This window comes from Haloarcula marismortui ATCC 43049, from assembly GCF_000011085.1.
Taxonomy (GTDB): domain Archaea; phylum Halobacteriota; class Halobacteria; order Halobacteriales; family Haloarculaceae; genus Haloarcula; species Haloarcula marismortui.
The window spans coordinates 166368-180859 of record NC_006396.1; the positions used below are offsets into that span (position 1 = coordinate 166368).

General features: G+C 62.9%; 13 protein-coding genes. 5 read left to right on the top strand and 8 right to left on the bottom strand.

From position 1 onward, the window contains the following. Positions 1-8 precede the first annotated feature (8 nt). From RR_RS04850 to purH, 3 genes are all read right to left on the bottom strand, one after another. A complete protein-coding gene (locus tag RR_RS04850) occupies positions 9-545 on the bottom strand; it encodes a hypothetical protein (RefSeq protein WP_004963019.1) in 537 nt (178 codons plus the stop codon). A 36-nt stretch (positions 546-581) separates the two neighbouring features. Beyond that, a complete protein-coding gene (locus RR_RS04855) occupies positions 582-1568 on the bottom strand; it encodes a formate/nitrite transporter family protein (RefSeq protein WP_011222877.1) in 987 nt (328 codons plus the stop codon). 153 nt (positions 1569-1721) lie between these two features. Then, a complete protein-coding gene (gene purH, locus RR_RS04860) occupies positions 1722-3302 on the bottom strand; it encodes a bifunctional phosphoribosylaminoimidazolecarboxamide formyltransferase/IMP cyclohydrolase (protein ID WP_011222879.1) in 1581 nt (526 codons plus the stop codon). Between the two features lie 145 nt (positions 3303-3447). On the opposite strand from purH, the gene RR_RS04865 reads away from it, so the two are divergent. The 5 genes from RR_RS04865 (at position 3448) to RR_RS04885 (ending at position 8967) form a co-directional block, all read left to right on the top strand. After that, complete coding sequence (locus RR_RS04865) at positions 3448-4002, top strand: hypothetical protein (protein ID WP_011222880.1); 555 nt, start codon at positions 3448-3450, stop codon at positions 4000-4002. A 246-nt stretch (positions 4003-4248) separates the two neighbouring features. Beyond that, a complete protein-coding gene (locus tag RR_RS04870) occupies positions 4249-5316 on the top strand; it encodes a zinc-dependent alcohol dehydrogenase family protein (RefSeq protein ID WP_004963011.1) in 1068 nt (355 codons plus the stop codon). Between the two features lie 130 nt (positions 5317-5446). Beyond that, the gene (gene purB / locus RR_RS04875; protein ID WP_004963008.1) at positions 5447-6829 is read left to right on the top strand and encodes an adenylosuccinate lyase; all 1383 of its coding nucleotides are present in this window, start codon (positions 5447-5449) and stop codon (positions 6827-6829) included. A 93-nt stretch (positions 6830-6922) separates the two neighbouring features. Continuing rightward, positions 6923-8230, top strand: coding sequence for an MFS transporter (locus RR_RS04880; protein WP_011222881.1), 1308 nt, complete (start codon positions 6923-6925; stop codon positions 8228-8230). Positions 8231-8322: 92 nt separating this feature from the next. Beyond that, positions 8323-8967, top strand: coding sequence for a phosphoribosyltransferase (locus RR_RS04885; RefSeq protein ID WP_011222882.1), 645 nt, complete (start codon positions 8323-8325; stop codon positions 8965-8967). Between the two features lie 25 nt (positions 8968-8992). On the opposite strand, the gene RR_RS04890 is transcribed toward RR_RS04885, so the two are convergent. The 5 genes from RR_RS04890 to RR_RS04910 form a co-directional block, all read right to left on the bottom strand. Next, the gene (locus RR_RS04890; protein ID WP_011222883.1) at positions 8993-10120 is read right to left on the bottom strand and encodes a M20 family metallopeptidase; all 1128 of its coding nucleotides are present in this window, start codon (positions 10118-10120) and stop codon (positions 8993-8995) included. Then, on the bottom strand, positions 10120-11355 hold the full coding sequence (gene lysA / locus RR_RS04895; RefSeq protein WP_049938710.1) for a diaminopimelate decarboxylase: 1236 nt from the start codon (positions 11353-11355) through the stop codon (positions 10120-10122). The genes RR_RS04890 and lysA overlap by 1 nt, the downstream gene beginning before the upstream one ends. 204 nt (positions 11356-11559) lie before the next feature. After that, complete coding sequence (locus RR_RS04900) at positions 11560-12039, bottom strand: Tfx family DNA-binding protein (protein WP_004962990.1); 480 nt, start codon at positions 12037-12039, stop codon at positions 11560-11562. 121 nt (positions 12040-12160) lie between these two features. Continuing rightward, a complete protein-coding gene (locus RR_RS04905; protein WP_049938713.1) occupies positions 12161-12532 on the bottom strand; it encodes a hypothetical protein in 372 nt (123 codons plus the stop codon). A 1-nt stretch (position 12533) separates the two neighbouring features. Further along, complete coding sequence (locus RR_RS04910) at positions 12534-14060, bottom strand: aldehyde dehydrogenase family protein (RefSeq protein WP_004962982.1); 1527 nt, start codon at positions 14058-14060, stop codon at positions 12534-12536. Between the last annotated feature and the right edge of the window lie 432 nt (positions 14061-14492).

Here is a 14492-nt window from a genome sequence, read left to right on the forward strand (position 1 = left end):
GCTCAGTGCTATTCCCGGGCCGGCTCGTATTCGGTGTCGGTCGCCGTGGGCCGCGACAGGTCAGTCGCGATGTCGTCATCCAGCAGTTCCGTCTCCGTCCTCTCGCCCTCGCCGAGAAGCGCCTGCAGTTCCCGCTCGTATTCGGCCTCGGAGAGTTCCCCTTCGACGTACCGGCGCGTCAGCGCCTCGTGTCGCTCCTCAACCGTCGGCTCCGGTGGCGCGAACACATCGGAGAGCCCAAGCGACGCCAGCGGTGGAATAATCGATTCTAGACGGCCGAGACCACCAGCGACGCGCTGGCTCTTCGGAACCGACGCCCGCCGGGCCAGCGCACGGACCAGCGCGACCGACAAAACGATATCGACGCCCACGAGCAACAATGTGCCAAGCAGGAACGTGGCAAACGTCTGGACAACCGCGCCGCCACCGAGAAGCGCCCCGAGTGTTGCCACGACACCAACGATCCCAATCCCGACGGTCCCCAGTGTCGTCAGAACGACGGCGGCAAACAGAAGCAGTAGCCGGTTATCTTTCACCCAGTTCACACCAACGATAGCCGGAGGGCGTTAAAATGGTTTGTGTCAGCGCTCGTTCTCTCGTGACTCCGGATCGGTTCTGGGAACTTCGTCAGTTGCCGGGACGTATGAGCGGCCGGAGGCGGACCATCCGCCCCAGATCCACTCTCGGAGAGTGAGCTGGCGCTTGGGTCCTTCGTCCCGCGCCGTTTCGAGTCGCCGTTCAGTCGTATGGAAGTAGTTGACGACGGTCACGAGGACGACGCCACCGACGGAGTTGCCGAGGAGTACCGGCAGAACGAACTGCCAGAGGCCGACAGACAGCGCCAGTTCGCCGATGAACACCAGATAGAACATCTCCGTCGCAGAGACGACGACGTGGTAGAGGTTTCCGAACGGAATCGCCAGAAACGAGATGTATATCAACACGAGCCGCGAGATGCTGTCCCGCAGCGAGTAATCGACCCAGACGACGCCGGCGACGATGAGGCCGGCGAACACTGCCTTCGAGAACAGCGTTATCTGGGATGTCTCGATAGCTTTCTGCGCGAACCCGGCGGCAGCCGCCGCCGCGTCGGCGGAGAGAACGTTGGTCGTCGCCAGCGCGAGCGCGCCGAGCATCCCGCCGAAGAGGTTCGAAATCAGGACGACGACCCAGATACGGAGCAGCGACGGGATGCTCGCCAGCCGTTCGAGGACGAGCGCGACCGGTGGGAGTGTATTCTCCGTGTAGAGCTGATAATCCCCGAGAATGATGAAGACAAACCCGAGTGGATACAGGAGCGCGCTCAATATCGGGTCGCCGCCGGTCTTCGCGTACAATGACGCGTACAGCATGAACGTCACTGTGATAGCGAACCCGCCCGCGACGCCGGCGAAGAACATCTCGCGGGTCCCAACTGTTACCTCCTCGTCTGCCGCGACAATGATGCGCTGGAATATCTCGTCGGCGGAGAACCGGTCCCGGATGACACTCCCACCCGCCGGCGCACCGCTTCGAGAGACGTCCACAGCGTCGCGGACAGCCTCCTCCCTGTCTTCATTATCTGCCATCGGTCGCTGATTCAGTATCCGGTATCAAACCTCTTTCGTTGCCGATAGTCAGCCCGGCAACGCCCCGGAAAAAGTCCGCCATCAGTCGTGACGGAACCACCCATAGACTCGCTGCACTCGTCTATCGAGGTTCGGACACCCCCTCGTTACTGCTCAGTCGTGTCTGAACGACCGCTGACCGGTGAACACCATCGCGATGTCGTGTTCGTCCGCGGCCTCGATGACGCTCTCGTCGTTCTTCGAGCCGCCGGGCTGGATGACCGCTTCGATACCGGCGTCAGCGGCCTCCTCGATACCGTCCGGGAACGGGAAGAAGGCGTCCGAGGCCATCACAGCGCCCTCGGCGTCTTTCCCTTCTGCGTGCTCGTCGGCCTTCATCGCGGCCAGTCGGACGGCGTCGACCCGGGACACTTGCCCCATGCCGATGCCGACCGTTTCCGTCCCGTCAGCGAAGAGAATGCCGTTGGACTTGACGTGTTTGAGCGTGTGCCAGGCGAACAGCATCGACTCGATCTGCTCGTCGGTCGGCTCGCGCTCGGTGACGACTTCAAGATCGTCGACTGAGAGGTGCTGGGTGTCCCGCTCCTGAACGAGTCGGCCCCCAACGAGGGGCTTTTCGGTCAGGTTGTCGGTGACCTCGAAGTTCTCGTTCACATCGAGAACGCGGAGATTGTCCTTCTCGAACAGCACGTCGAGCGCGGCGTCGGTGTAACCGGGCGCGACGACGACCTCCTTGAAGGAGTCGATGATCTGCTCGGCGGTGGCGGCGTCACACTCGCGGTTCAGCGCGACGATGCCGCCGAAGGCGCTCATCGGGTCCGTCGACAGCGCCTTCTCGTAGGCGTCGGCCACGGAGTCGGCGGTCGCACAGCCCGCAGGATTGGTATGCTTGATGACCGCGGCGGCTGGCTCCTCGAACTCCTTGATGAGATTTAGCGCGCCGTCGGCGTCGTTGTAGTTGTTGTACGACAGCGCCTTCGCGCCCTCGTTCAGCTGGTCGGCGTGGACGACGCTGGCCTCCGAGACGGTCGTGTCAGTGTACAGCGCGGCGTTCTGATGGGGGTTCTCCCCATAGCGCAGACTCGATGCGAGGTCATCCGAGACGATGCGGCGGGCAGGGAAGTCTCCGCCCTCGTCGCCCTCTACTGAGACCGTCCCTTCATCCCAGTCGATGGTGACGCGGTCCTCGGCGAACCACTCGATGACGCGCGGGTAGGCGGTGAACTCGCCTTCATAGAGCACGCGCTCTTTGAGACTGTCCTCGTCGTCATCTTCGAAGACGGGAATCGGTTCCTGCGTGACGATGGGGCCGCCGTCGACGCTTTCATCAAGGACGTGGACGGTACAGCCCGTCACCTTCACGCCGGCGTCGAGGACCTGCTCGTGGGCGTTCGCCCCGGTGAAATTCGGCAGGAGACTCGGATGGACGTTCAACGCGGTCGGTGTCCCTTCGAGGAACGTCTCGCTGAGGACGCGCATATAGCCGTCCAGCGTGACAAGGTCGAAGTCGTACTCCGAAAGGGCGTCGAGAACGCGCTCCTCGTGGGACTCGCGCGATTCGTCCGCGTCGCGCTCGACGACTTCGGTCGGGATGCCGCGTTCGGCGGCTGCTTCGAGTACCGGCGCATCTGCGTCGTTAGTCAGAACGACGGCGAACTCCGCCCCGCCCGGGGCGCGGTCCGCGATGTTCATGAGATTTCGGCCGCGGTTACTGGCCATACCGGCGAGTTTCATGTGGGACTGACCGACCGGACCGTGCAAAGTTGTTGCGAAACCCCCGGCTGGACTGTTGTGTGCGACCACGCCACATTAGCTATGTCTGTATTCTCGGCGTGTACCGGTTCGGTGCGCATTTGTAGCCCGCCGCCAACTCGCCCGTATGGCGAAGCTACGGTGTCAGCGCGCGGGTGCGGTCGCCGCCGTCGGTGGTGTCGTCTGGGTTGGCTGGGCCGTGGTGCTGTCCGCGACCGGTCAGACCGAAATGAGTACCTCCATCCTCGCCGGAACCGCCCTCTCCGCACTCGGTGTCGTAGCCGGTCACTATGCCATTGAGGATTTCTACGGCGCACGGATGAAGCGGCCAGGGACCATCGGTGCGTGGGCCGGCGGCCTCGGCGGCCTCGTTTTCGCCATCGGACAACTGGTCCGCCTCCTCTCCGGTGGTGGCGAGGCGGTCATCGCGGTCGGCGTACTCGTGCTGGTCAGCGGGTCGTTACTGGTCACCGTCGGTCTCGTCAGGACGCGCATCCAGCCGCCGTGGCTGGGCGTGTTGCTTGGCCTCGGGACTATCGCGTTCCTCGGGTTCGAAGTCCAGCCAGCGGCGGCAACCGTCTACGGCCTCGCGTGGGTCGCACTTGGACAGGACCTCTATCGCTTTGACCCACCGGATGGCCGCTTTGGCGATGCCGACGGCGACTACGGCTGGCTGAGTTGAGGATTGGCCGCTAGCGGGACCACCTTTTCACTCTCTGTCGAAGGTATTTCGATGTGGACGAAAATATGGCTACTTGATATGTGTCATCGGCTTCGACAGCAGCGGCAGTTATTTAAAATTATTCTAGACTTAGATTGACGCAGCCGAGTAACCACAATATCAGGGGTTCGGACCGCCTCACTCGCGAAGATATGTAGCTCAAAAACCATAATATTCATTAGTAAGATATTCTATGTTAATAGTGTAATGCAAGCAGTACTACTAGAAGAGTTTCAGGAGCCGCTAACAGTACAAGAAGTCGAACGCCCCGAACCGGAGCCGGACGGTGCCGTCGCCGAGGTCATCGGCTGTGGTATCTGTCGGTCCGACTGGCACTGCTGGCAGGGGGACTGGGACTGGTTCGGGTACCGGCCTGACCCGCCACACGTCCTCGGTCACGAGCCGACAGGCCGGATTGTCTCTGTCGGCGAAGACGTCGAAAACATCGAGGAGGGACAGGAGGTCGCCATTCCGTTCAACTTCGCCTGCGGGAACTGCGACCTCTGTCGAAACGGGCGGGAAAACATCTGCGAGAACCACATCGGTCTCGGGTTCATGAATCAGGCACCCGGCGCGTTCGCCGAGGAGGTCCACATTCCCAACGCCGACCTCAATGCCGTTCCGCTCCCGGACGACATCGATGCGGAGTCAGCCGCCGGCATGGGCTGTCGGTTCATGACTTCCTTCCACGCGATGGCCCACCGGGCACCGGTCAGTGCTGGTGACGACGTCGTCATCCACGGCTGTGGTGGCATCGGGCTCTCGGCGGTCCATATCGCGAACGCTCTTGGCGGCAACGTCATCGGCGTCGACCTGATGGACGAGAAACTGGACCGCGCCGAAGAGCTTGGCGCTGTCGCCACCGTCAACGCACAGGAGGTCGACGACCCCGCAAAGGCGGTCAGGGACATCACTGACGGCGGGGCCGACGTATCCGCAGACGCCCTCGGTATCGCAACGACCTGCCAGAACGCCGTAAACTCGCTCCGCAAGGGAGGAACGCACGTCCAGATCGGACTGACCACCAGCGAGGAGGCGGGGATGGTGTCGCTCCCGACCGACGAGTTCGTCGCCAAAGAAATCGATTTCAAGGGGTCACTCGGGCTCCAGCCGTCGCGGTACAGCGAAATGCTGGACATGGTGGAATCGAGCAAACTCGACCCGACGGCGCTGGTCGAGGACACGGTCGACATCCACCAGGTGCCCGACGAACTGGCCGCGATGAGTGACTACAACACGGTCGGTATCCCGGTCTGCAACGAGTTCAGCAATTAACGACGCGCCTCTTTTTTACCGAACCCCCGTTTCTGCCCCGTTCCACCGTCACGCCACGCGTCGCAACTGCACCGCGTCGCGGTTGCGGGAGAACGACACGCTTTTTCGCGCCTCCCGCGCACACTCGGGTATGACCGAGAGAGGGCCACTGGCCGCTGTTTCGCCGCTCGACGGCCGATACGCCCGCTACACCGAACCGCTCGTCCCGTACGCCAGCGAGCGGGCGCTGATGCGCGCCCGCGTCGAAGTCGAAGTCGAGTATCTCATCGCACTTGCCGACCTCGACGCCACACCATTGTCAATCGACGATGGTCAGCGCGCGACACTCCGGGCGCTGTACGAGGAGTTCGACGACGAGGACGCGAGCGTCGTCAAGCAACTCGAAACTGAGGGGTACGGGGAGTATTCGGCGACCAATCACGACGTGAAAGCCATCGAGTACTTCATCCGACTGGGTATGCCCGACGACCTCGATGCCGCCAACTGGATTCACTTCGGGCTGACCAGCGAGGACGTGAACAACCTCGCCCAGCGGCTGCTGGTCAAGCCCGCCGCTCAGGAGGTGCTGATTCCCGAACTCCGCGAGATTCGGGATACGCTGGTGGAGATGGCCCACACCTACGCTGACGTGCCGATGCTGGCTCGCACACACGGCCAGCCTGCGACGCCGACGACGTTCGGCAAGGAGATGGCGGTCTACGCCTCGCGGCTGGGGCAGGCCATCGGTCGTGTGGAGCGTGCTGCTGAGGGCCTCTCCGGAAAGCTCGCCGGTGCGTCGGGAACCTACGCGGCCCACGTCGCCGCCTACCCTGACGTGGACTGGCCGACGTTCGCAGAGTCCTTCGTCGGCGGCCTCGGACTGGAACACGAACCGCTGACGACACAGGTCAACCCCTGTGACGACCTCGCGGTCCTGTTCGACGCGCTCCGGGGCGCGAACAACATCTTGCTTGACCTCGACCTCGACGTGTGGCTGTACGTCTCGGACCGCTATCTCGGGCAGGAGGCCGTCGAGGGCGAGACTGGGTCCTCGACGATGCCTCACAAGGTCAACCCCATCGACTTCGAGAACAGCGAGGGGAACCTCTCGAAAGCGAACTCAGACCTTCGCTTCCTCGGCGACTACGTCACAAACTCCCGGCTCCAGCGGGACCTCTCTGACTCGACGGTCAAGCGCAACATCGGGGCCGCCTTCGCTCACTGCCTCATCGGCTACAGCAAGTGCCAGAACGGGCTGGCGAAGGTCGTCCCCAACGAGCAGGTAATGGCCGACGACCTGGCTGGGACGCCAGAGATCATCGGCGAAGCCGTCCAGACGATTCTTCGCCGCGAAGGGTACGCTGACGCCTACGAACAGGTGAAGAAGGCGACGCGGGGCCGCGAGGTTACTATCGAGGACTTCCACGATATGTTCGCCGACCTCGACGTGAGCGACGAGGTGCGGGCCGAACTGGAAGCGCTGACGCCGACCGATTACACGGGCATCGCGGAGCAGCAGGCCGACGACAGCTGAGGAGCGCTGTCTGGCCGCCACCGTTTTCGGGTCGACACGTCCCCCCGCGGTAAACGCAACTATCACGAGTGTGGCCGCCTTCATTGGCAATAGATGGTCTTCGGCACTGACACGCGGGTTCTGACGCTCGCGTTCGCCCGGATGGCGGACGCGCTGGGGAACTCGTTTCTCATCATCGTTCTCCCCCTGTACATCGCCAGCGGACAGGTGTCGCTCGCCGGTATTGCCGGCCAGCAGATACTCGGGTTCACGCTTCAGACGGAGACGCTGATCGGACTGGTGCTCTCCCTGTTCGGTCTGCTGAACAGTTTTGGCCAGCCGTTTACCGGGCGACTCTCAGACCGGACCGGCAAGCGCCGGGTTTTCGTCCTTACCGGACTGGTACTGTTCGCTATCGGGAGCGCGGCGTACCCGTTCCTCTCTTCGTACTGGGCAGTCCTCGCTGCGCGGGCGTTTCAGGGCCTTGGCGCAGCCTTTACGATTCCAGCGACGGTCGCGCTGGTCAACGACTACGCCGCGAGTGACGCCGAGCGGGGCGGGAACTTCGGCGTGTTCAACACCTTCCGGCTCATCGGCTTCGGCTTCGGGCCGATAATCGCTGGCGTCGTCATCACCGGCGGACTCGCCGCGAACGACGTGGTGACCTACCGGATCGCCGGGACCGCGATATCCGGCTTCACCGCCGCCTTCGCTATCGCCGTGTTGGGCGCTGTTGTGAGCCTTGCCCTCGTGTGGGCGCTGATTCAGGACCCGCCGTTCGAGGCAGAGGCCGGAAAAGACCTCTCGATAGCGATTCTGGACCGGGACGGCGAGGGGCTGGATTCGGTGTTCGTCCTCGGTGTCGGCACGTTCATGATGGCGTCCACCATCGCGCTGTTTGCCACGCTCGAAGGCCCGGTTCGAATGCGGCTGAATGAGTCGACCCTGTTTTTCAGCGTCCAGTTCGCCGCCGTCGTCATCGCGAACGTCGTCTTTCAGGTGCCCATCGGGCGGGCGAGCGACCGGCTCGGACGCCGGCCGTTCATCGTCGCCGGGTTCGTCATCCTCGTCCCGTCGGTGTTCGCACAGGGAATCGTAACAGGTCCGTGGCTCATGCTCCTGGCACGGTTCGTTCAGGGCATCGCCGTTGCGCTGGTGTTTGCCCCGTCGCTCGCTCTTGCCGGTGATCTGGCCGGTGCCCGCGGGTCCGGAACGACGCTGTCTGTCCTGACGATGGCGTTCGGCCTCGGCGTCGCTATTGGGCCGCTGGCGTCGGGCCTGCTGTACAACTTTGGGTCGTTCAGTACGCCCTTCACCGCGGGTGCCGCGCTCGCGTTCGTTGGACTTGTCCTGACGTACACGCAGGTCGAGGAGACGCTAGACCTCGGGCAGGAGTCGGACCAGCCGGCACCGCAGGACTGAGACCGAGGACTGCGACCGACTGCTCAGCCGGCCGTCAGCCACGAAGACCGCTAACCGGAACGATTAGGATGTACGATTCCATATAATGTGGTATGTTCACAGACCGCTCGGATGCGGCGCAACAGCTTGTAGCCGCGCTGCGCCAGCGGGATGTCGTCGGCGATGTCGTTGTCACGCTCGCACCGAACGGCGTCCCGGTCGGCAACGTGGTCGCTGACGCGACCGGACTTCCAATGGATGTCATCGTCATACAACGTATACGCGCGCCAAACCACCCTGAGTTGACTATTGGGGCCGTCGCGCCGGGCGGCTTCTCGTGGATTAACAGCCCGATGATGCGGTTCCTCGACGTGAACTGGGAGTACGTGCAGGAGGCGAAGACGCACGCGAGCGACACTGTTGAGTCACGAGCGGTCAACTACGGCGAGACGTGGGGGCCGCTTGACGTGGCCAGCAAACGGGTTCTGCTGGTCGATGATGGGATTCCGACGGGGGCGGCGATGCGTGTCGCAATTCAGCGTCTGCGAAAGGCAGGTGCGAACGAGGTTATCGCCGCTGCCCCCGTCGCACCGCCGGACGTGCTCGATGAGGTGCGGCGGTGGGCCGACGACGTCGTCGTCCCGCTAAAACCGGCGGCGTTTCAGGCGACTTCGGACTACTACGAGGAGTTCGACAGCGTGACAGACGAAGACGCAACCACGGCGCTCTCTGACCTCGTTCAGCGGCGGTCGGCGTAGGCCAGTCCGTCGGCGAGGCCGTGGCTTAGACCAGCCGTTCGACTGTCTCTCGCACAGCTCGTGCGGCGGTTCGAACTTCCGAGAGCCGGACGTACTCGCGTTTCGAGTGCGCGACAGCACCTGTTTCGTCGCTCAGGTCGCCGGGGCCGAACACCACAGTCGGCCCGTTGTTTGCGAAATACGAAGCTTCTGTCGCGGCCCCGAACTGCCGGACCCCGCCGCCGCTAGCTTCCTGCAGTGTGCGGACCAGTTCGGCGTCGGTGTCGGTTGCAAACGCCTCGGGAAACGGCGTATCCGGGCGGATGAGGTCCACGGTGAGGCCCATCGATTCCGGGAGCCACTGTTCGAGGTGGGCCTGCAGGTCCGCACAGAATGACTCGCTGGTCTCCGGCGGGACGCTCCGCCGGTCGAACGTGATAGTGCATTCGGCTGGGACCTGATTGGTCGCCTCGCCGCCCTCCACCATCGACGGGGTGAGAATGGGGTAACCAAGCGTTTCGTGTTCGCCCGGCCCTTTCTTTTCCTCGTAACTCTCCATCGCCTGCAGTATCGGCGCGGCGGCTCGAATCGCGTTGTGGCCGCTGCCGGGGTCGGCGGCGTGGGCACTCTCGCCGTGGATGGTGACCGTCCCCTCGAACTGGCCGCGGGCGGCCGTACACACATCGAGGCCAGTCGGCTCGCCGACGATGTAGCCGTCGGCGTCGATGGTGTCAGCGAGGTGTGCGCCGCCGGTCTGTGTCGTCTCCTCGTCGGTAGAAATCGCCAGTGTGACCCGGCCGTCGTCGGGCGTCACGGTGAGGAACGCATCGAGGAGCGCCGCGAGCGGCCCTTTCGCGTCGCAGGCTCCGCGGCCACAGACGATATCGCCGTCCCCGTCACCGCCAGTGCCGTCGATAGTCTCGTCTGGCCCCGGCGGCTCTGTCCGCCGCTCGTAGGGCAGATGCGGCGGCACGGTGTCGATGTGCGTATTGAGCAGGATATGCGTTCCGTCCTCGTCGCCCCGCGAGACGACGACGTTCCCGAGGTCGTCTATCTCCGGGTACTCGCCGGCGTCTTCCAGCGTGTCGACCAGCAGCGAGCGCATGTCGTCGACGTGCTCGTCTGACCGCGTTTCGACGGCCCGCCGGTGGAACGATGGGATGTCGAACGCCATTACCGTTCCATGCGGGTCACGTCCGCCAGCGTCTCGCGTTCCCGCACGACTCGCGTCTCGCCGCCCTCGAAGGCAACTTCTGCCGGCCGTGGCTGGGAGTGGAACTGGTTCGCCAGTTCGTAGCCGTACGCACCGGCGTTGCCGATTGCCAGCAGGTCAGTTCGCTCGGGTCGAGCGAGCGGTCGGTCAGTGCAGAACACGTCGGCGCTCGTACAGCAGGGGCCGCCGACCGACACCGGTTCGGCCTCCCGCTCCGGAGCGGTGACGTTCCGGATCGGGTGGTAGGAGCCGAACATTGCCGGTCGGATGAGTGTTGCCAGCGAGGCGTCGACGCCGACGACGGTCGCCGCCGGCGTCTCCTTGACCGTGTTGACCTCCGTGAGGATGCACTCGGCGTCGGCGACAACGTACCGGCCGGGTTCGAGTTTGACCTGCGCGTCGAGGTCCCCGACCGCCTCGCGGACCTTCTCGCCGACAATCTCCATGTCCAGTGGCTCGACGTCTTCTCGGTACGGCACGCCAAAGCCGCCGCCGAAGTCGACGAAGTCCAGTTCCGCGCCGTCGGCGATGACCTCTCGGCCCATGTCGGCGACCTTTCCGATGGCCCGACAGTGGTCGTCGAGGTCGTCGTGAAGGACGCCGCTGCCGGCGTGGGCGTGCAGGCCGACGAGGTCGAACCGCTCGCGCACGTCGGCCGCGACCTCGGGCACCTCGTCGTAGGGAATGCCGAACTTAGCGTCTTTCCCCGTCGCGACCTTCTCGTGGTGGCCCGTCCCGATACCGGGATTGATGCGGATGGCGACCCGGCCGTTGTAGCCCCGCTCTTCGAGGCGGTCGAAGGTGTCCCGCGCGCCCCCCGTAATCGTCAGCCCGGGGTGCTCTGCCGCCAGTTCGACGGCACGGTCGAGGTCGCGGTCCGGCGGATTGACGGCCGTGTACTGGAGCGTGTTCGGGTCTGCGCCGGCGTCGATAGCCCGCTGGAGTTCCCCCCAGGCGGCACACTCGATGTCAGCGCCTGTCTCAAGCAGTTTCGACAGGACGGCCTGACCGGTGTGGGCCTTCGCGGCGTACATGACGTGGGCGTCGGGAAACGCCGCGGCGAACCGCTCGTAGTTCTCGGCGACGCGGTCGAGGTCAACGACGTACAGCGGCGTGCCGTGCTCGGCAGCTACCGCCTCCAGACGCTCGTGGTCCCAGTCCGCGAGGCGGCGGACCGGCGGCGAGTCGTGGCTCATTGGGGAAACCACGGTGTCGGCGGCTAACAAGGGTTCCGTTTCGATACACGCAGCGCCCCAACTGGCCATCTCGCTATTGGCTGACGCCTAGCTGGGGCCGGCGCTGCACGCAACAATCGTCTGTCGGGACTCAACGACACGTCGGTACGTGCGCCATGTACTTCGATTCACGCAAACAGTACTGTTGCCGGACGCTATCCCCGGTCACTCTGTGCGTTCTGCCGACTGCCCTCGAACGTGTACGACACCGTCGTTTGTCACATCGATGCGGAGTGGCACCTGCACCGTGTCCTGCTGAATCGCCCCATCGACGGCGTCATCGATGAGTTGCAACAGATTCGAGGAGCCGTAATTGACCTCCACACCGGCCTCATCACAGGCGGCATACACCGTCGGTGGAATATCGTAGATATCGGTCCCGGCCTCGATGTCAACACAAACGGGTGCGGTCAGGGTGTTTGCGAAGGCGACCGTCTGGCGTGCTTTTTCGACGTTTTCTCTCGCATTGCGCTCGATACTTGAAATATTCGCACGTGACGTGCCGAGCAACTCCCCGATATCACTCTGACGAATATCATGTTCGCGGAGCGCAAGCACCTCCGCCTGACGACGCGTTAGCACGCTCTCGTCCGCATCAAAGCCGACAGCAGCGAGCAGTTCGTCCGGGTCGATTCGCTCATCCATAGCCACAGGTCGGTAGCTGGACTGAAAACAACGTTGTTGCCAGCCGCGAGCGGCCATCCAAGGCCGTACTAAGTAAGGTGGACTGACCCTGAGCGACAGCACAGACTGCTGACTGCCGAGTTCACTGTTCGGTAACGGACACAGCGCCTGGCGACTGCCAGCGGGTCACGTCGCCGCTTGGGTGGCGTGCCATGACAATCGATTCGGCGTCGTGTGACCGGGCGAACCGCTTTACGACGGCAGCTTCGGCGAAGTCATCCGGAGCGTCGATGTACACCCGTCTGGTCAGCCCATCCGTGTGCAGTGACACCCACCCCGCCAGTGCCAGTTCGGTTTTGGGGTCCAGTGTTCCCTCAGCAGCGTCGGGCACCACCGCCCGGTACAGTCGCTCGTGCATCCCTGACGGGACGATGTATTTCGTCCCGTCGGGGGCGATGGACACGTTGGTGGCCTCGATCTGTCCGGGCGGGACTTGCGGGAACGGGACGGTCACATCAATCGAGTGAGATATTCACCGTCTTCGTCTGCGTGTAGTGGTCGATTGTCTCCTGCCCGATCTCTCGACCGATTCCCGACTGTTTGTATCCGCCGAACGGCTGGCCTGCCGGGAAGTCGTTGTAGGTGTTGACCCAGATGTTCCCCGCCTCGATGTCTTTTGCACACTGGTGTGCCTTCGAGAGGTCTTCTGTGAGGACTCCTGCTGCGAGGCCGTAGTCGACATCGTTAGCCAGTTCGATCATCTCATCGTACTCGCTCCAGCTGAATACTTCCTGAACCGGGCCGAATATTTCCTCCTGGACTGCTTTGCTGTCGTGGTCAATCTCGTCAATGAGCGTCGGCGCGACGAAGCACCCATCCGAAAGGGCCTCGTCGTCCGGCTGACTTCCCCCAGTGACGAAGGCTGCCCCCTCTCGTTCTGCCTCCTCGATGTAGCCCAGCGTCCGCTCGACCTGCTCCGCGGTCACTTTCGGGCCGAGGTCTGTCGACTCCAGCAGTGGGTCGTCAACAGTCAGGTCCTCAGCTGCAGCCGCAAGCTCATCCAGGAACTCGTCTTTGATATCTTCGTGCACGAACAACCGTGACCCGGCACAGCAGCACTCACCAGTATTAAAGAAGATCGACGTAATCGTCGTCTGGACAGCCTGTTCCAGGTCTGCATCAGGGAACACAACGAGCGGACTTTTTCCGCCCAGCTCCAGCGTCACGTCGGTGATGCTTTCGGCGGCGCTTTGCATTACTTTACTCCCGATTTCTGTCGATCCAGTGAATGCTAGTTTCCGGATGTCAGGGTGTTTCGAGAGTGGCTCTCCTGCTTCCGGGCCGAACCCGGTGACGACGTTAACGACGCCGTCAGGAATCACGTCCTCCGTGATTTCCATCAGTTTGAGAATACTCAGCGGCGTCTCCTCAGCGGGCTTCAGTACGACCGTGTTCCCGGCCGACAACGCCGGCGCGAGCTTCCAGGCCGCCATCAGGAGCGGGAAGTTCCACGGGATTATCTGTCCGACAACCCCGTACGGCTCCCGGAGTGTCTGGACGTGGCGGCTATCGTCGGTTTCAATAGTCCGTCCCTCGCCCGACCGGGCGAGACCTGCGAAATACCGGAAGTGGTCGATAACGAGGTCAATATCGATCCGAGCCTCGGTAATCGGTTTCCCGTTATCTAAACTTTCGAGCTTTGCGAACTCCTCGCTTCGCTCCGCAATGGCGTCTGCGATACCGTCCAGCATCGCCTGACGTTCGCCTGTGGATAGCTCGCTATACGTCTCATCGTATGCGTTCCACGCGGCCGCAACCGCGCTATCAATATCCTCGGCTGTGCCGGCTTGCACTTCTGCAAGCGTTTCACCGGTTGTCGGGTCTATTGTTTCGAATGTCTCCCCGCCGCTGCTCTGGACCCATTCGCCACCGATGTACAACTCCCGCCGATCCGGCAGCACCTCGTTTGCCGCCTGTTCGTGCCGCTTCTTTATCGCTGACTTCCGCTCTGTGGCGCTTTGTTGCTTGCTGTCACTAGACATATCTACGACCAATATTCCATGCCGTTAACACTTAAATCTGCATGGTGGTGTAGTCAGTAGCAATTACAAAATGCCGGCTTTTAGAAGGAGTGAAACTAGTATTGGTTTCGTTCTGCCAAACACAGTCCTAAATTACAATCGACCTGTCGCCCGGGATACCGCCGAAGAACGTCGTCGGGAACCACTGTCGACCTATCCCCAAATGTCGGATAGGCAATACAGAAATACTCGCCCGGGTCCAGCCCCAGCAGCCGATGCCCACGTTCTGAGTTCCGGTGCTTCGCGCGCTTCCGCCACACTTTGAGTGTGGCTCCTGTCCTCGTCGTTTCCAGCGTCATCTCCTCCACTGGCGACGACACCGCCGCGTTTCGAACCGACCGCTTGGATCGGACGGGTACAGCCCGATTCACACTCCTTGGGTAGTATTCTCGT